Annotated in this window: 19 protein-coding genes; 15 read left to right on the top strand and 4 right to left on the bottom strand. The window is 39.7% G+C overall.

Annotated elements, in window-relative coordinates:
• Positions 1–3: 3 nt before the first annotated feature.
• Genes IHV12_RS03840 through IHV12_RS03810 form a run of 7 tightly spaced genes read left to right on the top strand, consistent with a single transcriptional unit; the run spans position 4 to position 5,176 of the window.
• Entirely contained in the window at positions 4–1,044 is a 1,041-nt protein-coding gene (locus IHV12_RS03840) for a type IV pilus twitching motility protein PilT (protein ID WP_197189867.1), read from the top strand.
• Positions 1,045–1,047: 3 nt separating this feature from the next.
• The gene (locus tag IHV12_RS03835; RefSeq protein ID WP_197189866.1) at positions 1,048–2,256 is read left to right on the top strand and encodes a type II secretion system F family protein; all 1,209 of its coding nucleotides are present in this window, start codon (positions 1,048–1,050) and stop codon (positions 2,254–2,256) included.
• 26 nt (positions 2,257–2,282) lie between these two features.
• Positions 2,283–2,744 carry a type II secretion system protein gene (locus IHV12_RS03830; RefSeq protein ID WP_197189865.1) on the top strand — a complete coding sequence of 154 codons (462 nt, stop codon included), beginning with the start codon at positions 2,283–2,285 and terminating at the stop codon, positions 2,742–2,744.
• A 30-nt stretch (positions 2,745–2,774) separates the two neighbouring features.
• Entirely contained in the window at positions 2,775–3,761 is a 987-nt protein-coding gene (pilM, locus tag IHV12_RS03825) for a type IV pilus biogenesis protein PilM (protein WP_197189864.1), read from the top strand.
• Positions 3,755–4,138 carry a hypothetical protein gene (locus IHV12_RS03820; protein WP_197189863.1) on the top strand — a complete coding sequence of 128 codons (384 nt, stop codon included), beginning with the start codon at positions 3,755–3,757 and terminating at the stop codon, positions 4,136–4,138. The genes pilM and IHV12_RS03820 overlap by 7 nt, the downstream gene beginning before the upstream one ends.
• Positions 4,098–4,355, top strand: a complete 258-nt coding sequence (locus IHV12_RS03815) for a hypothetical protein (protein WP_197189862.1) — start codon at positions 4,098–4,100, stop codon at positions 4,353–4,355. The genes IHV12_RS03820 and IHV12_RS03815 overlap by 41 nt, the downstream gene beginning before the upstream one ends.
• Positions 4,352–5,176, top strand: coding sequence for a hypothetical protein (locus IHV12_RS03810; RefSeq protein WP_197189861.1), 825 nt, complete (start codon positions 4,352–4,354; stop codon positions 5,174–5,176). Before IHV12_RS03815 ends, IHV12_RS03810 begins: the two co-directional genes overlap by 4 nt.
• Before the next feature lie 57 nt (positions 5,177–5,233).
• Here IHV12_RS03810 and IHV12_RS03805 read toward each other — a convergent pair whose 3' ends face one another.
• Complete coding sequence (locus tag IHV12_RS03805; RefSeq protein WP_231620626.1) at positions 5,234–7,186, bottom strand: acyltransferase family protein; 1,953 nt, start codon at positions 7,184–7,186, stop codon at positions 5,234–5,236.
• Positions 7,187–7,445: 259 nt separating this feature from the next.
• Between IHV12_RS03805 and flaG the strand changes: the two genes are divergently transcribed.
• Genes flaG through IHV12_RS03785 form a run of 4 tightly spaced genes read left to right on the top strand, consistent with a single transcriptional unit; the run spans position 7,446 to position 10,060 of the window.
• Positions 7,446–7,784, top strand: a complete 339-nt coding sequence (flaG, locus tag IHV12_RS03800; RefSeq protein ID WP_370568762.1) for a flagellar protein FlaG — start codon at positions 7,446–7,448, stop codon at positions 7,782–7,784.
• A 21-nt stretch (positions 7,785–7,805) separates the two neighbouring features.
• Positions 7,806–9,278 carry a flagellar hook-associated protein 2 gene (locus IHV12_RS03795; protein WP_197189859.1) on the top strand — a complete coding sequence of 491 codons (1,473 nt, stop codon included), beginning with the start codon at positions 7,806–7,808 and terminating at the stop codon, positions 9,276–9,278.
• Positions 9,279–9,308: 30 nt separating this feature from the next.
• Positions 9,309–9,710, top strand: coding sequence for a flagellar export chaperone FliS (fliS, locus tag IHV12_RS03790; RefSeq protein ID WP_066397945.1), 402 nt, complete (start codon positions 9,309–9,311; stop codon positions 9,708–9,710).
• Entirely contained in the window at positions 9,710–10,060 is a 351-nt protein-coding gene (locus tag IHV12_RS03785) for a flagellar protein FliT (protein WP_197189858.1), read from the top strand. The genes fliS and IHV12_RS03785 overlap by 1 nt, the downstream gene beginning before the upstream one ends.
• Positions 10,061–10,842: 782 nt before the next feature.
• On the opposite strand, the gene IHV12_RS03780 is transcribed toward IHV12_RS03785, so the two are convergent.
• The gene (locus IHV12_RS03780) at positions 10,843–11,628 is read right to left on the bottom strand and encodes an AAA family ATPase (RefSeq protein WP_197189857.1); all 786 of its coding nucleotides are present in this window, start codon (positions 11,626–11,628) and stop codon (positions 10,843–10,845) included.
• 77 nt (positions 11,629–11,705) lie between these two features.
• Complete coding sequence (locus tag IHV12_RS03775; RefSeq protein WP_197189856.1) at positions 11,706–12,812, bottom strand: citrate synthase/methylcitrate synthase; 1,107 nt, start codon at positions 12,810–12,812, stop codon at positions 11,706–11,708.
• A gap of 114 nt (positions 12,813–12,926) precedes the next feature.
• Here IHV12_RS03775 and IHV12_RS03770 point away from each other — a divergent pair, with 114 nt between their 5' ends.
• Positions 12,927–13,805, top strand: a complete 879-nt coding sequence (locus IHV12_RS03770; RefSeq protein ID WP_197189855.1) for a LysR family transcriptional regulator — start codon at positions 12,927–12,929, stop codon at positions 13,803–13,805.
• Positions 13,806–13,941: 136 nt separating this feature from the next.
• On the opposite strand, the gene IHV12_RS03765 is transcribed toward IHV12_RS03770, so the two are convergent.
• A complete protein-coding gene (locus IHV12_RS03765) occupies positions 13,942–14,205 on the bottom strand; it encodes a YqhV family protein (RefSeq protein ID WP_171005664.1) in 264 nt (87 codons plus the stop codon).
• 202 nt (positions 14,206–14,407) lie between these two features.
• Between IHV12_RS03765 and IHV12_RS03760 the strand changes: the two genes are divergently transcribed.
• The 3 genes from IHV12_RS03760 to cspC all read left to right on the top strand — a co-directional run bounded on the left by IHV12_RS03760 (position 14,408) and on the right by cspC (position 16,470).
• Positions 14,408–15,607, top strand: a complete 1,200-nt coding sequence (locus IHV12_RS03760; protein ID WP_197189854.1) for a DUF819 domain-containing protein — start codon at positions 14,408–14,410, stop codon at positions 15,605–15,607.
• Between the two features lie 224 nt (positions 15,608–15,831).
• Positions 15,832–16,029, top strand: a complete 198-nt coding sequence (locus IHV12_RS03755) for a cold shock domain-containing protein (protein WP_066245425.1) — start codon at positions 15,832–15,834, stop codon at positions 16,027–16,029.
• A gap of 240 nt (positions 16,030–16,269) precedes the next feature.
• Positions 16,270–16,470 (top strand): cold shock protein CspC, encoded by a 201-nt coding sequence (gene cspC / locus IHV12_RS03750; protein ID WP_077359956.1) that lies wholly within the window; start codon positions 16,270–16,272, stop codon positions 16,468–16,470.
• The last annotated feature ends 199 nt before the right edge of the window (positions 16,471–16,669 follow it).

Raw genomic sequence — 16,669 nt, 5'->3', positions numbered from 1 at the left:
GACATGAAAGAAAAGCTAGAGCAGTGGCTACGAGCAGCATTTCAATTGAAGGCTTCGGATGTACATCTCTCTGTTGGAATGCCGCCTGTTTTTCGTATAAATGGTGCTCTTAAGCGGTATGGCAGTGAGTCGTTAAGACCAGAAGATACATTAGGTATTGCACAAACGGTTATTGATCCGAAATATTACTCAGCTTTCGAAGAGACAGGTGAAATCGATATTTCTTATGGCATTCAAGGACTGTCACGATTCCGAGTGAATGCATACAGACAACGCTCATGTGTTAGCTTAGCGATTAGAATTATACCGACTTCCATTCCTAGTCTAGAGGAGCTTTCTTTACCAGAGATTGTTCGTAAGATGGCTACCAAACATCAGGGACTCGTGCTTGTCACAGGTCCTACGGGAAGTGGAAAGTCGACTACCCTAGCCTCGATGATCGACTATATGAACCGGACAATGAGCCGGCACATTATTACGTTAGAGGACCCGATCGAATATTTGCACCGGCACCATACGTGTGTAATCGATCAGCGTGAAATTGGTTTTGACACCAATAATTTTGCAAACGGTCTCCGATCGGCTCTTCGTCAAGATCCTGATGTCATTCTTTTAGGTGAGATGAGAGATTTGGAGACAATCGCAACCGCCATCACAGCAGCAGAAACGGGTCACCTTGTATTAGGAACACTTCATACATCGAACGCTCCTTCTACAGTTGATAGGATCGTAGACGTGTTTCCTCCAGAACAGCAAGGACAGGTACGTATTCAGCTAGCTTCCGTATTAGTAGGTGTTATGTCACAGCGGCTGCTTCCGACCATTAATGGTAAAGGGAGAAAAGCCATTACAGAAATTTTAGTGAATACACCAGCTGTCGCTAACTTAATACGTAACGAAAAGAACCATCAGTTGCAAAGTGTGATGCAGACAAGCAGAAGCGCGGGCATGCATACTTTTGAGATGTCAGTACGAGAAGCATATGAGAAAAATGAGATCTCAAAAGAATATGTAGAGCCCTACCTCCAGGAAACGGGGGGATAGAATATGGCACAGTTTAGTTACGTAGGTCGTGACAGGAGCGGGAAGAGGCGTACAGGGCAAGTCCTTGGCCTTTCCAAAAGAGAAGCAGTGCTGAAGTTGAAAGAAAAGGGGATTGCTGTAACGGATGTTCAAGAAATGAAGCAAACATTCTTGAACAAAGAGATTTCCATTGGAAAGCAAGTAAAGTCACAGCAATTTGTCATTTTTCTTAGACAGTTCGCAACGCTTCTTCGAGCAGGAGTAACCGTGGTAGATGCAACTAGCATCCTGTCCGCTCAGACCGAAAGTAAAGCTCTTCAAAAAGTCTTGAGGGACATTGAAGAGGAGCTGCGACAAGGGAATCTATTGTCAGTAGCGATGGGGAAACACCGAGCGATCTTCCCTTCGATCGTCATCAACATGATTTCAGCAGGAGAAGTCAGTGGTAGTCTTGATGATACGCTTGATCAGCTGGCAACGTATTTTGAGAAACAGCATTACACGAAGCAAAAGATTGTATCAGCGATGATGTATCCGATGATTGTGGGTGTAGTTGCTGTCTTCGTTGTTATTTTCTTGCTCGCAAAAGTTGTTCCTAGCTTTGCCGCGATGCTCGAGGATGCAGGTGGAGAGCTTCCTTTGATTACAAAGGTTGTTCTCAGTGCCAGTGATTTTGTACAAGTTTTTTGGTGGCTATTTATTGTTTTGGGAGTGCTTTTTTACATAGCTATTATTTTTGTAAGGAGAAATCCCTCTAGCAAATTTTACTTGGATTATACATTGTTGAAGATCCCGGTGTTCGGTAAAATTCTGCAAAAATCCGTTTTAGCCAGAATGACAAGGACTCTTAGCTCTTTGTTCTCAAGTTCTGTACCCATTCTTCAAGCATTATCCATCGTTGAGAAGGTTGTAGAAAATGAGGTAGTTGCAAAAGTAATCCGTGATTCAAGAGACGCTTTAGAAAAAGGACAGCGGTTAACAGAGCCGATGAAAAAGCATTGGATTTTTCCACCACTTGTTACCCAAATGATATCTATAGGCGAGGAAACAGGATCACTCGATGAGATGTTAGCAAAAGTAGCGGAGTTTTATGAAAAGGAAGTTGAAACGGCGACAGATCGGTTAAAGTCATTGATCGAACCAATCATGATTGTTGTATTGGCATCTGTTGTTGGAACAATTGTTATTGCCATTATTGTACCGATGTTTGAAGTCTATAAAACAATTGGATAATACCAATATAAGAGAGGAAAAATATTATGTTAAATCTATTAAAAAAACAATTAAAAAATGAAAAAGGCTTAACGTTGATTGAGCTATTGGTTGTTATCGTAATTTTAGGTATTATTGCTGCAATTGCTGTGGTGAGTATTGGAGGTCTATTAGATAACTCAAAGAAAGATGCTCATATTGCGAATGCTGAACAGTTGATAAATGCTGCAAGAATGGCTGTAGTTGCTGACAATAATAATGTTAATGGAGCTACATATACGATGGACGCTTTAGTAACTGCAGGCCATTTAGAGTCTGCACCTAAAGATCCTAGCGGTGGAGATTATAATGGTACAGCTAGTAAAGTGGTAGTAGCAAAAGGAACGAGTAATGGTAATTTAACGTATTCAGTTACATTAGCTAAAACCACGACATTATTTTATATTAATGGAAAAGCTAAACCAGTAAGAGATGATGTTAAAGTTCCTCCTGTTGCTGCTACAAATTAAATATATTGTTAATTGACAGAGGTGAAACAAATGAATTTCGGTCGACTTGGGCTATTTAACAAAAGAAGGATTAACTTAATCATTCAAGATCATGTCATACGCTTCGTAGAGATGAAGAATCCAGAACTACTTGATGTTAAAAGCTCTGGTGAACGTTATCTTCCTGAAGGTGTTATTCAGGATGGAACCATTGTCGACCGAGAAGCTTTGTTTCTCATTTTAGAAGAATGCGTAGAAGATTGGGAGATAAAAGGAAGAGAGGTGCAGTTCCTCATTCCTGATAGCAAGCTTGTTATTCGTAAACAACACATACCCTCTGAGCTATTAGCAGAGGAAATTAAAGGCTATCTTTATATGGAATTAGGTAGCTCCATCCATCTACCTTTTGAAGATCCTCTCTTTGATTATGTACTGCTTGATAGAGATGAGAGTGATAGAGATATTTTGCTATTTGCTGCCTCGGAACAAATGGTTGCTGAGTATACATCACTGCTAGAGGGCGTTAAATTAAAACCAGTTGTAGCTGATGCATCTTGTGTAGCTTTATATCGTCTTTTATTTCTTAAACAACTAGTGAAAGCAGAAGATCATACGCTTTGTTTACAATTTGATATACCGGCAGTACAACTTAGTGTCTTTCATAATCATAAGCCTCTCTTCTTTAATCATATCAAGATGGAAAACGATATGACGGGTTGGAACTTTAATCATAGCACGCATGATACACAAATGATTAAATGGCAAGGTGAATTAGGATTTGTACACGGTCTTATTGAGGATAAACTTGTAGAGATTGAACGTATCATCAATTATTACAAATTTACGATTAATCAAGGTCAGCAAGGCGTTACGAAGATTGTCTTAACTGGTGAACTTCCTGAGCTTGCCTATATACAGGAAAGAGTAGAAGGAAAACTAGATATTCCTGTTATACGAGTAGACTCTTCCGATCATCCTTTGCCCGCTCAGTTTAATGTTATGCTTGGCTTGAGTTTAAAAGAGGTGCAGTTATGTTAGTAGAAATAAATCTGTTACCTCAAAAAGAGAAAAAACCTTTTCAATCACAGGTTCATATTATCATTTTACTAATTTTTCTTGTAGGTGCGGCTTCTTGGGTTGGAATTGACTATTATTTAACTTCTTCAGAACTCGCACAAAAAGAGACCGCTTTAGAACAAGAAAAAAAATTAGTTGAAGTACAACAACAGCAACTTCAAGGACAGAACAAAGATCAAACAACGATAGTTCCTTTAATGGAAAAAGTTGATTATGTTCGCGCAAAAGATATTGAAGCGGTGGGTTTACTTCAGCATATTGTAGCTTTACTACCAGAACGAGGTTACTTCCTAAAATATGAAAGATCGTTCAACGATATCGATAGAAGCACGTTTTGATACTCTGGAAGAAACTTCTCACTATTTATATGAACTAACAAATTCAAAATATCTAACACAAGCCTCCATTGAAAGTATGGAAACGACCAACTTTGAGGAGCTTGCAGCTGGAGAGGATATGACCTCGTTTGAAGGATTCCTACCAAGATATCATGCTCAATATAAATTAAAATTTAATCATGAGTTGATTAAAGAATTAAAAGGTGAAGACCAATGAACAAAGAAAAACTCGTTTCATTTATAGGTATTGGAACGCTTTTTCTTCTCCTTATTTTCGGGGGATACGGGTATTTTGTCATCCTTTCACCACTCCATCAAAAAGTTGAAACTGTAGATTCACAGATTACACAACAAGAGGCACTTTTGAAAAGCTTGGATGGTAAACCTAAGAATTCAGATTCTACATTGCTTGAGAATACACACTCTCTGCAAGAAGAAGTACCAGTAAAATCACTCGTTGATCAGCTATTACTGCAATTTGAAAAAGCCGAAGTTCTATCAGATAGCTTAATTTTGACAATGAATTTTACAGATGGTGAAACAACAGAGAACGACGGAACTTTAGAAGGTGAAAGTCCAGAAGAGGCTTCTGCTCCTGAGTCCCAACCAACAGATGGTGCTAATAATGGCTCACCTGAAACTTCGGAGAGGACTGATGATAGTCAGATTCCTGAAGAAGAACCAGTTACACCAGAAGAAAATGTCACACCACTAGCACCTGAAGTTCTTCCAGAAGGCGTAAAAAAAATTACGGCTGAGATGTCTGTTGTTTCTAAGGACTATGCAGGATTAGTCAAATTTTTGAAAACTATTCAAGAACAAAAGCGAATCACAATAATTGAAGCAATATCATTTGCAGGAACTGATGAACTAGAGGCAGCCTCTGCTGATGCTGTTACCGACCAGCTCAAATATGAGATTACCATTTCAGCTTATTACTTACCAGAACTTACGGATTACTTAAAAGATCTTCCCAAAGGAGAGTTTCCAGCTCCGAACGGAAAAGACAATCCTTTAATCAACAATGACGAAGAGTAGATATAGAAAAGCCAATCACCGTATGTTTTCGGATGATTGGCTTTTTTGTTAATCATTTTAATCAATATGTTTAAACAGAAATTCTGCATACTCTTTCGCACCAGTAAGCGTTAAATGCACACCATCACTACCAATATACTCTGGATGTGACTCACTCTTCGTAAACCAATCTACCACTTTAACATTATCATAGTTTGGAGCGACTTTTTCAATCGTCTCATTCACTTCCCGCTGCCAAGGCTTAGGAACACGTGCTGTAATCATATAAATATCTCGATCACCAATTAACTCAATTAAGTTATGCATTCTCTTTTCTGATAGTGGCCCATTCGCTCCAAGCTCAATGACAACAATTTCTCCTAAACTGCCTGAGCTTTTCTTCTGTTGAACGAGATCTTCTGCTTCTCTAAACTGACGTCCGATCTTGGCGTCCACTTTGGCATTAGGGAATACTTCCTCAATATGAGGCGTCACATCAATCATAACGGAGTCGCCAATGACTGAGAGTGAGCGTGTATCTTTAACAGGTTGTTTCTCTTCATCTGTTTTTTCATCATGAGATGGTGATTCTTCAGAAGGCTTTTCTTCAGGTTCTTCTGCCGGCTTTTCGTCTTCAGCACCATCAGGCTTCGGCTTTGGTCTCACCGTATTTTCTGGCGGAGGCTCTTCATTGCCGACTTTGTCTTGTATAGCAGAGATTACTTTACCCTTACTTAACGCTACTGAAGTTGTCGTGAAGCCGATTGCAGATACGCACATGAAAAGACCTAGAATACAAGCTGTTAACACAAACCGTCCAATAAACGACCGTTCACGTTTCCATTCTCCACGTTTCACGACTCTACAGAATCTTGATAACGCACCTTTACGGATCGGGTTTTCAATATATTTCCAAGATAGATTAGCTAGAACAAAGATCAGTACAATTTGAAATGTCGTTCTAAATAAACTTGGCGCATCCGCTCCCCATTGAGGGCTCGTCAGAACAATAACCGGGAAGTGCCATAAATAGATTCCGTACGAACGAATGCCGACCCAGCGTAACGGTTTAAAGCTCAACCACGTGTTGAGTCTGCTTGATGGGTGAACCATAACGGCAACGACTAGCAGAGCTGCAACGGATATCGCGACCATTCCACCTTGGTAGAGGAAATCTTGATATTGGTCCGTGCTTGCGAACATGTAAAAGATAAATGCGAGTGCAGATAGTCCGACAAAGTCTAGTTTCCAACGAATCTCTGGTGGTAGTGTGCTAGACAGTTTGCGGCTCGGCCAGATGACGGCAAGGCTTGCTCCTAGTAAAAGGGAGAACACGCGTGTATCTGTTCCGTAATAGACACGGCTCGGATCTGCACCTGGTTCGTACAGAATTGCCATGAATGCTGCTGAAAGGAGTGCACCTGCTAGCATCATAGAAAACAGAGAACCTTCACGAACTTTCATTTTTAATAGAACGATAATGACCAATGGCCATAGGATATAAAATTGTTCTTCCACTGCTAAACTCCAAAAGTGGGTTAGAAGGGAAGGGGGGCCGAAGCTTTCGAAATACGAAAGATCTTGGAATATATACCACCAGTTGCTCACATAAAAAATCGCTGCAACAGTATCTTCTTCAAGTTTTTCAAGCATGGCTGGCTCGAATAAAGTTACGTATGTGACAACGACGAGAAGCATCGTAAACATGGCTGGCAATAACCTTCGCGCTCGGCGGATCCAGAAGTTTTTAAAGTTAATCGAATTTGTTGTTACATATTCCGAGATTAATAGATCGGTTATTAAATATCCTGATAAAACGAAAAAGACAGTAACCCCTAGAAGACCGCCTGCCGCCCATTCGAAATTCAGATGATAGGCGATAACTGCAAGTACGGCGATGGCTCTGAGTCCATCGAGGCCAGTTATGTATCTGTTTCTGTGTAGAGATTGTTCCATGGCTTTCGTTTGCTTAACGTTTAAGTTCGGCTGTTGGCTGCGTTTTCGTTGTTGCTTTGAGTGTCGGTGTTTCATTACTGCCAGAATCCTCTCGTTTTCAATTTTTCATTTTTTAGAGTATGTATTGCTATATGTAAATGCCGCAAACATTATTGGTCATTTTTCTATATTTTTTATGTTCCTAAGCAACTATTTTACAATAAATAATTAGAAGATTGAGTAGTTTCATAGAATTGTAATAAATTTTTTTTCTGAACTTCTTTCTTTACTCTTCCTCAACAATTTTTTGATTAATCCGATATAAATTTTAGAGAAAACAAAAGGGGCGATGAAGGTGGAACTGCAATCGATTAGTTCTCCTGTATTTCAAAAATCTGAGCCTGTGCTTAAAAGCCAAAACCAACCAGAACAAACGACTCAAGCCGAAGCTTCAGTACAGAGTAAACCGACGCAAGAATCACTAGAAAAAGTGATTCATGCGATGAACGATATGTTAAAGCCAACACACACTTCTTCAAAATTTGTGCTTCACGAAAAGTTGAACGATTATTACGTTCAGGTCGTAGACGAAGTAACACAAGAGGTGCTCAAGGAGATTCCAAACAAAAAGTTCCTTGATATGTATGCGGATATGATTGATTTTATGGGTATTTTTGTAGATAAAAAAATTTAGGGACGGTGATGAACCGTGAGTATGAGAATTGGCGGATTAGCCAGCGGAATGGACATCGATACGATTGTTGGCGACTTAATGAAAGCAGAGCGCATCCCGCTCGATAAACTAGCGCAAAAGAAAACAACGCTAGAGTGGCAGCGTGATGACTACCGTTCGATGAATAGGTTGTTAAAGGATTTGGATCAGTTAATTTTTACAGGGATTAATATGCAAGGAAATTTTTCGAAAAAAACTGTTACAAGTTCAAACTCAAGTATTGTTTCCGCAACAGCGAATGGCAACGCGGTTAATACGGCTACAAGCATTGAAGTTAGTAATTTAGCTAAACCGGCAATGTGGGTAACAGAGGGATCCCTTTTAGCTGGATACACAGCTGCCGACAATGTAAAGCTGTCTTTTTCTGTTAAAAGTGGTGATGGATTAACTACTTCTACACAAACGATTGATATCGGTAAAGGGGATAATATAGAAAAAATTGTATCTAAGTTTAACTCTTCTGGTCTAGGTGTAATTGCTCTTTATGATGATCAACAAAATAAATTTGTCATAACTAAAAAAGATACTGGTGACAAAGCTGAAATCATAATTAATGACACAGGTTCAGAAACTGAGACTTTTATGAAGAGCTTGGGTTTTATAAACGCAACTACCAATGCAGAAATTGCCACAACAGGTAAAACTCAAGGTGGTATGGCAGAATTTTCAATTAATGGGTATGAAATGAAAAAACAAACAAACTCATTTTCAATCGGTGGGATAACTTATAATCTTCAGCAAAAAGGTTCTTCAAATATTTCTGTTTCCAGCGATACAACTGCTACCGTAGATATGATTAAAAATTTTGTTAGCAAATATAATGAAACAATTGATGCCATTAATAAGAAAACAAGTGAACCTAAGTATCGTAATTTTCTTCCATTAACCGATGAACAGCGTAAAGATTTATCTGAAAAAGAAGTTGAATTGTGGGATGAAAAAGCAAAAAGTGGTATGTTGCGCCGTGATTCAATTCTTACGAGTGGATTAAATACACTACGTCAGGATATGTATTCAATGGTAAATACAGGTGATGAAAAATATGATCAACTTTCTGAAATTGGTATTACGACCACTAGTATATATCAAGACAAAGGAAAGCTAGAAATCAATGAAACAAAGCTTAAGGACGCGTTAGCAACTAATCCAGACGCTGTAATGAAACTATTTGCTGGAACAAACTCTGTCGATGGGATTGCTAAAAAACTTCGTGAAACGATAGAGGGTACAAAAAAGAAGATTGAGTTGAAAGCTGGAAATGCAGGGGGAACCAACGCTCAGTTTACACTCGGTCGTGAATTAACTGATGTAGACAAGCGTATCTCAGCTTTTGAAGATCGTTTGAAGCAGGTTGAAGACCGCTATTGGCGTCAGTTCTCAGCCATGGAGTCAGCGATTCAACGTTCCAACCAACAATCCATGTACTTAATGCAGCAGTTTGGCGGCGGACAGTAATTTTAAACCAAAAAGGAGTGTTACCTTTACATGTCCATACTTAACGCAAACAAGGCGTATCAAAATAACTCAGTCCAAACGGCGTCTCCAGGCGAGTTGACGCTTATGCTCTATAACGGATGTTTAAAGTTTATCGGTCTCGCGCGAACGGGGATCGAGCTTAAGAATACAGAACAAAAGAATACGAATCTTTTAAAAGCGCAAAAAATCATTCAAGAGTTGATGGTCACGCTTAACATGGACCTTGAAGTATCGAAGTCATTGATGACGATGTACGATTACATCAACCGTCGTCTGATTGAAGCGAACATTCAAAATGACGTGAAGATCTTGGATGAAGTAGAAGACTACGTGCTGGATTTCCGCAACACGTGGAAAGAAGTAATTCAGATTAACCGCCGCATGCAGCATGGCGAAACAGGGCGCGTGTAATGCCTGTCGTAAAAATTTTACTCGAGATTACGAAGAACCTGTATGATCATATGAGCGCAGGTTTGCCGAAAGAAGAGCGCGAAATATATATCGAGCGGTTAAATGAATTGCTCGATCAGCGACAAGCGACAATCAGCAACTTACCTGGCACGTACTCGGAAGAGGAACAGCGGATGGGGCGTTTGATCGTAAAGATGAATGAAACGATTGATCCCCTTTTAACGCGGCAGTTTGAAGAGATTAAGCACAATCTTTCGACGATGAAGAAAAAGAAAGAAAAAAACACCCATTATGCGAATCCGTATCAGTCGGTGTCGGTGGATGGGATGTATTTTGATAAAAAGAATTAAATATGTAAAACAACAGGTTGCTCAATAGAGGAAAAAATTTAAGGAAATGATGAATAAACGCTGTTATTGGATATGTAAATACATAAGAAAACGATCAGAATATTTCTGGTCGTTTTCTTATGATTATTAATAAAGTTGTATTGTAATGGCTAGTTTAAATTATTGCGATAAAGACAAAATAAAATACGCGAGAAGATATTCGTTTTTTGTTATTATCTAAATAGTTAATTGTGAATATTAGTTAATTCAACTAGACTACTTTCATTGTTTGTCAAGGAGTATTTAATATAGCCGCTTATCGATTCGCCTCAATTTTTATTACAATACTAATCGGTTCCATTTCAATCACAGCTTTCATATTTATTACAGATTGGCAGGGAGAAACAGATATAATTCTTGTTGTGCTAACCACTTATTTCTACATTTTGGTACTATTAACAATTATTTCTTTCTGCTTTCTACTTCCTATGGTTTGGTTGATAGATAATTTTTTAAACCCCACAAAAATACTTAGGTTTGTATTATATATTTTACTTGCCTTCATTATGAGTATCTTAATTCATTTTTTTATTGGTGGTGCATATCCCGAAATCATTCTAGACCCAATTTTAGGATTAAGCATTTCTTATTTAATAATCTTTTATTATATTGAAATGAAAATAAAAAAGGGCAAATTACAAATGGAAAACTCAAAGTAAATATTTCTTGGTTTTTGTGCGTTTGTTTATGTTATTTGAGTGTGTAGATTCCTGATTTCAACAAATATTATGATGTCCGGTTTTCTAAAGATGCCTCAAATACCTCTCCGGACTCTCCAAAAAGTTTTTCGTAATCTGCACATGTTCCAGTTCTTCGTAAGGAGTTGGAGCTGGTGGCAGGGAATCGAGACTGATGATTTCTGCACCGGGATAGGCCATTAAGATGGGTGAATGAGTCGCAATAATGAACTGCGCGTTCTGCTGCTCCATCTCTTTTAACATGGATATAAAACTTAACTGTTTCATAGGTGATAGCGGAACTTCAGGCTCATCGAGAATATATAAGCCGTTCGGGCGAAAACGTGATTGAAAGAAATCTAGAAAACGTTCTCCGTGTGAACGAAACTCGAGACCGTCATTATAAAGTTCTTTGAGTTCAGCCAGCGTTCTGTTGTGAGGAAGGGAAGCTAGGCTCTTGGCATAGGCGGACTTGTCTTTGTACTCCACTTCGATGTTGGCTAATTCTTGTAACGCCGTTTCCTTCATTTCCGCAGCACGCCTCACAAAGGTAACAAAGTCCTCTGCGTTTAGGAAGAATCCTTTTTTCGTTTTCACACTCCACGTCAATTTTAACTGTTTGGCCAATTTTTTGATGGCGGTGTTCTCTTTTTCTGACCGATTGATCTGAACAGAACCCGCTCGATCTGCGATTGCCTCGAGCAAAGTTGATTTCCCTGTACCATTTTCACCTACTAAGATGGTGACAGGTTTTTGAAAGTGAAGAGACTCAAGGGATTGAAGAAGCGGAAGTTGAAAAGGATATCCTTCTTGTTTCTTATCTTTTCTATAAACAATTGATTTTAGAATCACGAAAAAGCACCTCTTTCTCAAAGAGTTCTTACTTTCAATTCTACCACTGAGTTTAGAGATGCTTCTATATGGAATGGCTATTCGTTAACTGTAACTTTATCGTGAAAATTCCCGGTATACACGGACTGTGGACGGTAAATCGTGTTGTCTTCCACTTGCTCTAAAATGTGAGACGTCCATCCGACCATTCTGCTTGCTGTAAAGGTAGGGGTGAATAAAGCAGGATCTAGTTCGATCGCCTTCATAATCGCTGCGGCGTAAAATTCTACGTTTGTATACAACGATCTACCTGGTTTGTATTCTTCGAGCAACGTTATCGCTGTTTTTTCTACTTCTAGTGCGAGATCTAACCACTCATCTTCACCGACTAATTCTAGAAGTGTTGCTTTTAGAGCAACCGCTCGTGGATCGTGTGTTTTATAAACCCGGTGACCGAATCCCATGAGCTTTTCACCATTCTCCAATTTGCCGCGAATCACTTGTTCAGCACTTCCAGCTTTTCGAATTTCGTCTAGCAAGTCAATGACCGCTGAAGGTGCTCCGCCATGAAGAGGTCCTTTCATCGTTCCGATTGCAGATGTTGCGGCTGAAACCATATCCGATTCGGTGGATGCTGTAACACGAGCCGAAAAAGTGGAAGCGTTCATGCCATGCTCGAGCGTTAGGATCATGTATGTTTCAAGTGCTAGAGTATGGGCTTTGCTCGGTATTTTACCTGTAAGCATATATAGATAGTTTTCAACATGACTTAACTCGGAGGACGGCTCAACAAATGGCTTACCATTCAAACGACATGTCCGGTAGCAAATGATAGTCGGAACAAGACTTGTTAACCGAATGGCTTGTGACACGGTTGGCTTCCATTCATAACTCGATACACCTTCAGAAGAAATGGCCGTTCGGATGACACTCATCAAATCCATGTCTTTAGGCAGGTGATCTAGGATTGTTTTTATATGAAGAGGAAGCTCACGATTTCTTGTAAGTTCGCTTTTGAGATTTTGTAATTGTTCATCGTCAGGAAGTTTACCGAACCAAAGAAGGTATGCCACTTCTTCAAACGAAAAACGTGAAGTAAGGTCACCAATCTCGTAACCTCTATAGATTAACTTACCTTCAGTACCATCGATGTGGCTGATCGCGGTTTCCGCAGCAACGATTCCTTCAAGTCCTTTTTGCATCATGGTTTTCACTCCTTCCATTATTTAGTATCATTGTATAGAATGAAAATGATTTACGATATTAATTGTTTTTAATTGATTTAATAAAAAAAGTTAATCAGGAGGGATTGAAGGAAGATGGAATTCTCTTGGCTACAAACGTTTATCACTGCGGCAGAATGCGAAAATTTTAGAAGAACGTCTGAAATTCTTCATGTTTCTCAGCCCTCTGTTTCAGTACATATTAAAATGTTGGAATCTGAATTAGGGATGTCACTATTTTTACGAGATGGCAGAAGAGTGAAGCTTACGGCGGAAGGGAGAAGGTACCTCCAGCATGCGAGAAAGCTGATGGAAGTGTATGAGAGTGGACTAGAAGATCTAAACGCGTTTCAACAAGGCTATGATACGAAGCTTTGTATCGGAATCTCACCGCTAATTGCAGATACGATTTTGCCTTCTGTTTTGAAACGATATGTAAAAGCCAATCCTGATGTGGAGATATCGATAAAAATCATTGATTCAGAAGATATAGAGAAAGCGGTTTTGAACGAGGATGTGGACCTTGGGCTTTCTTGTTTAGGAAGTTCGCATGCTGAGATTACGAGTCAGATGCTTTATCAAGATAAAATCGTATTAGTGGCACCGCATGATGGGCTGGATTTTGAAGCAGCGCCACCCCTGGATGAAAAAGAAGTGCTTCTCTTCAACTACCTACTGACCCATAACCATCCAGGATATTGGGACGATCTTTGCGGACGTGTAAAATCCCGTTATCCCGGCGTTCGGATGATGAAGGTGTCTCAGATTCATATAACAAAACGCTTTATTGCGGAAGGGTTAGGAATCTCGTTCTTACCGTTATCAACAGTAAGAAGAGAGCTGTTAGAAGGACGATTGCTAGAGGTGGACTGTAATTCAGTGGACATTCCTGATGCTCATACCTATGCGTTAACGAAGTACAATCATGGTAAACAAAAAGAGTTTCTGACGTATTTGTCTGGGTATCGGTTTTAAGCTTGTCGTCAGTTTGTCGACTCGCGTTTATATTGGCTATTTTCGTGAGATTATAAAATTTTTCGTGAAATTAATAGTCTTTTTCGTGAGAATATTTGTTGTTTCTGCGAGATTATTGCAAGCCAAGCCATACAGATTATCTTTTGATCCCATAAACAATACAAACGACGCCTAACATGATCCAGATCAAGCTGCCGAACGACAGTTTCGTTGATAATCCATAGATCCCAAGCGTCATCGTCGAGAAAAAGATGATCGGCCCGATGATGGAAAGCAGGGAATTGATGACGAGTGCTCGTTCTACCGTATTATAGTGCAGCATGAATAGGGCTGCCGTAATTTCAAGGGTACCGGATAAAATACGAATGGCCGCCATAGCTAGTACGACTTTTTCAATCATTTGCAGCAACGTCCATTGCCTCCTTTTAAACAACTGTTTAATGTTCCTACGCTGTATAGTGCATTATATGTGGCCAAGCTCCGATTAGAAGTGTAAAAAAGTTGCTACTATTCCCACTCTTTGCAATTGAAGGACTATACAGGTAATGATGGTTTTTTAGTGTATACTTGTCACTCAAGTTATTTTAAGGGGGAATAGGGATATGTTTGCAACATCAAACGGACCGCTCATTCAGGAGCCTATGGCGATTTTTGCTTATCTAGTAGCGCTAGTTGGCTTCGTATTCATATTGGGCGAATCCAAAAACCACGTTCTACGGAAGTTTTTCCACTATGCGCCGCCACTGATCTGGACGTATTTTTTGCCGATGATCTCAACGACTCTTGGCATCATACCTTCAAGTTCTGATTTATACAGTTTTGTTTCCGCTTACATACTGCCGGTTGGATTGCTGTTATTGCTTTTATCTATCAATGTAAAAGCGACACTCAAACTTGGACCGAAAGCAATCCTCATGTTCTTAGCGGGAACGGTAGGTGTAATCGTTGGTGGACCAATAGCGCTCGCGATCTTCCAGCCGTACTTACCAGAGGACGCTTGGACAGGTGTAGCTGCATTAGCTGGAAGCTGGATCGGGGGCTCTGCGAATATGGCAGCGCTCGTTGAAGCGGTGGACACACCAGAACACATTCTATCACCGATCATCGTTGTTGATACGGTTGTTGGATACAGCTGGATGGGAATCATGATTGCACTTGCGGGTTATCAAGCTCGTTTTGACAAGTGGAATAAAGCTGACAACCGCATCATTGGAGAAGTGAACAAGCAGGTTGGTGAGCTTGAGAAAAAGAATGCTCGTCCGATCGCCGTACCTCAATTGCTTGCAATTCTTGGTCTTGGTTTTGGTTTAGCGTTTATCGTAGGGAAGTTTTCCGAGAAGCTGCCACAAGGAGATATTCTAAACACTGCTACTTGGACAATCATGATCATCTCTGCAATTGGAATCGTGCTATCCTTTACAAAAGTTCGTGAACTTGAAAATTACGGAGCGAGTAAAGTAGGGTACGCAGGAATCTATCTATTGCTTGCTACAATCGGGGCAAAAGCGAACCTGATCTATGTCGTAGAAGCACCTCAATATATCTTAATGGGAATCGTATGGCTTGCCATTCATATTCTTTTCTTGTTTGGAGCAGCTAAGTTATTGCGTTCTCCTATGTTTTTCGTTGCGGTTGGCTCACAAGGAAACATCGGCGGGACAAGCTCTGCACCTGTTGTAGCTTCTGTTTTCCAACCAGCGCTTGCACCAGTCGGCCTTTTAATGGGGTTACTCGGTAACATCGTTGGAACGTATGGCGCAATTGTTTGTGCAAAGCTCGCACAGATGGTTTCACAGATGTAGACTCTTTAAGAACCGGTCGATTTGATCGGTTCTTTTTTGTGAAATAATTGCATAAATTAAGTTTGAAATGTATTTTTATGCGTTTTTGACCATTGATATTTTTCGACAAAACTTCTTATTTTTCGCCAATCTTAAGCCTTTGACAACTTTTTTGGGTATATGTCATACTATAAAGTGTATAGAAGATCTATACAAAGATTCGCATGATGAAGGGATTGTGAAACATGTTAGGAAAAGTAAAATGGTTTAACGCAGAAAAAGGTTTTGGATTTATCGAGCGCGAAGACGGAGACGATGTGTTCGTACACTTCTCTGCAATCAACACGGACGGATTCAAGAGCCTAGATGAAGGTCAGCAAGTCGAGTTTGATATTGTAGATGGAGCTCGTGGGCCTCAAGCGGCTAACGTAACTAAACTATAATTCCAGGCAATATGACCATACTTTTAATCCCGTCTGTTCAGGCAGGCGGGTTTTTATTTTTAGAAAATATTTCATAATATGAATGATTAGTTTGCATCATAAGGCAATCACTGTTATGATGGTGATAGATTATTTTTGTTCGGCGTAAAAGATTGTATGAGTTTCGACTTTTCTTCTTTAGCAATACTTTGGGCAAGAGTAGCAATATATCGTGTGGTAACGCACTAGGAGGCAACAAACATGGAACAAGGTACAGTAAAATGGTTTAACGCAGAAAAAGGTTTCGGATTCATCGAGCGCGAAAACGGAGACGATGTATTCGTACATTTCTCAGCTATCCAAACTGATGGTTTCAAATCTTTAGACGAAGGTCAAAAAGTAACTTTCGAAGTTGAGCAAGGTGCTCGTGGCGCTCAAGCTGCTAACGTTCAAAAAGCATAAGCTTCGTTATACCAAAACAGGTTCTCTTTAGAGCCTGTTTTTTTGTTGTTTAAAAAAAGTTTACATAAAAAAACCCCCACTCAACGTTCGAGTGGGGTGATGGAACAGGTTTTGTAAAATGTTTTAAGCTTTAAAGGTTAATTCCTAGTATACCACATAGTTTGAAACTTACAGAATGTAAGTCAAATTTATTTTTTTG

Origin of the sequence: Fictibacillus sp. 7GRE50 (assembly GCF_015903875.1) — a bacterium.
GTDB lineage: Bacteria > Bacillota > Bacilli > Bacillales > Fictibacillaceae > Fictibacillus > Fictibacillus phosphorivorans.
This window is presented reverse-complemented; position numbering and strand designations above follow the sequence as displayed.

Excerpts from the sequence above, each read along its gene's own strand:
- IHV12_RS03840 (WP_197189867.1), top strand. The coding sequence starts at position 4 with ATGAAAGAAAAGCTAGAGCAGTGGCTACGAGCAGCATTTCAATTGAAG.
- IHV12_RS03835 (WP_197189866.1), top strand. The coding sequence starts at position 1,048 with ATGGCACAGTTTAGTTACGTAGGTCGTGACAGGAGCGGGAAGAGGCGT.
- IHV12_RS03830 (WP_197189865.1), top strand. The coding sequence starts at position 2,283 with ATGTTAAATCTATTAAAAAAACAATTAAAAAATGAAAAAGGCTTAACG.
- pilM (WP_197189864.1), top strand. The coding sequence starts at position 2,775 with ATGAATTTCGGTCGACTTGGGCTATTTAACAAAAGAAGGATTAACTTA.
- IHV12_RS03820 (WP_197189863.1), top strand. The coding sequence starts at position 3,755 with ATGTTAGTAGAAATAAATCTGTTACCTCAAAAAGAGAAAAAACCTTTT.
- IHV12_RS03815 (WP_197189862.1), top strand. The coding sequence starts at position 4,098 with ATGAAAGATCGTTCAACGATATCGATAGAAGCACGTTTTGATACTCTG.
- IHV12_RS03810 (WP_197189861.1), top strand. The coding sequence starts at position 4,352 with ATGAACAAAGAAAAACTCGTTTCATTTATAGGTATTGGAACGCTTTTT.
- IHV12_RS03805 (WP_231620626.1), bottom strand. The coding sequence starts at position 7,186 with ATGAAACACCGACACTCAAAGCAACAACGAAAACGCAGCCAACAGCCG.
- IHV12_RS03795 (WP_197189859.1), top strand. The coding sequence starts at position 7,806 with ATGAGAATTGGCGGATTAGCCAGCGGAATGGACATCGATACGATTGTT.
- fliS (WP_066397945.1), top strand. The coding sequence starts at position 9,309 with ATGTCCATACTTAACGCAAACAAGGCGTATCAAAATAACTCAGTCCAA.
- IHV12_RS03785 (WP_197189858.1), top strand. The coding sequence starts at position 9,710 with ATGCCTGTCGTAAAAATTTTACTCGAGATTACGAAGAACCTGTATGAT.
- IHV12_RS03775 (WP_197189856.1), bottom strand. The coding sequence starts at position 12,812 with ATGATGCAAAAAGGACTTGAAGGAATCGTTGCTGCGGAAACCGCGATC.
- IHV12_RS03770 (WP_197189855.1), top strand. The coding sequence starts at position 12,927 with ATGGAATTCTCTTGGCTACAAACGTTTATCACTGCGGCAGAATGCGAA.
- IHV12_RS03765 (WP_171005664.1), bottom strand. The coding sequence starts at position 14,205 with ATGATTGAAAAAGTCGTACTAGCTATGGCGGCCATTCGTATTTTATCC.
- IHV12_RS03760 (WP_197189854.1), top strand. The coding sequence starts at position 14,408 with ATGTTTGCAACATCAAACGGACCGCTCATTCAGGAGCCTATGGCGATT.
- IHV12_RS03755 (WP_066245425.1), top strand. The coding sequence starts at position 15,832 with ATGTTAGGAAAAGTAAAATGGTTTAACGCAGAAAAAGGTTTTGGATTT.
- cspC (WP_077359956.1), top strand. The coding sequence starts at position 16,270 with ATGGAACAAGGTACAGTAAAATGGTTTAACGCAGAAAAAGGTTTCGGA.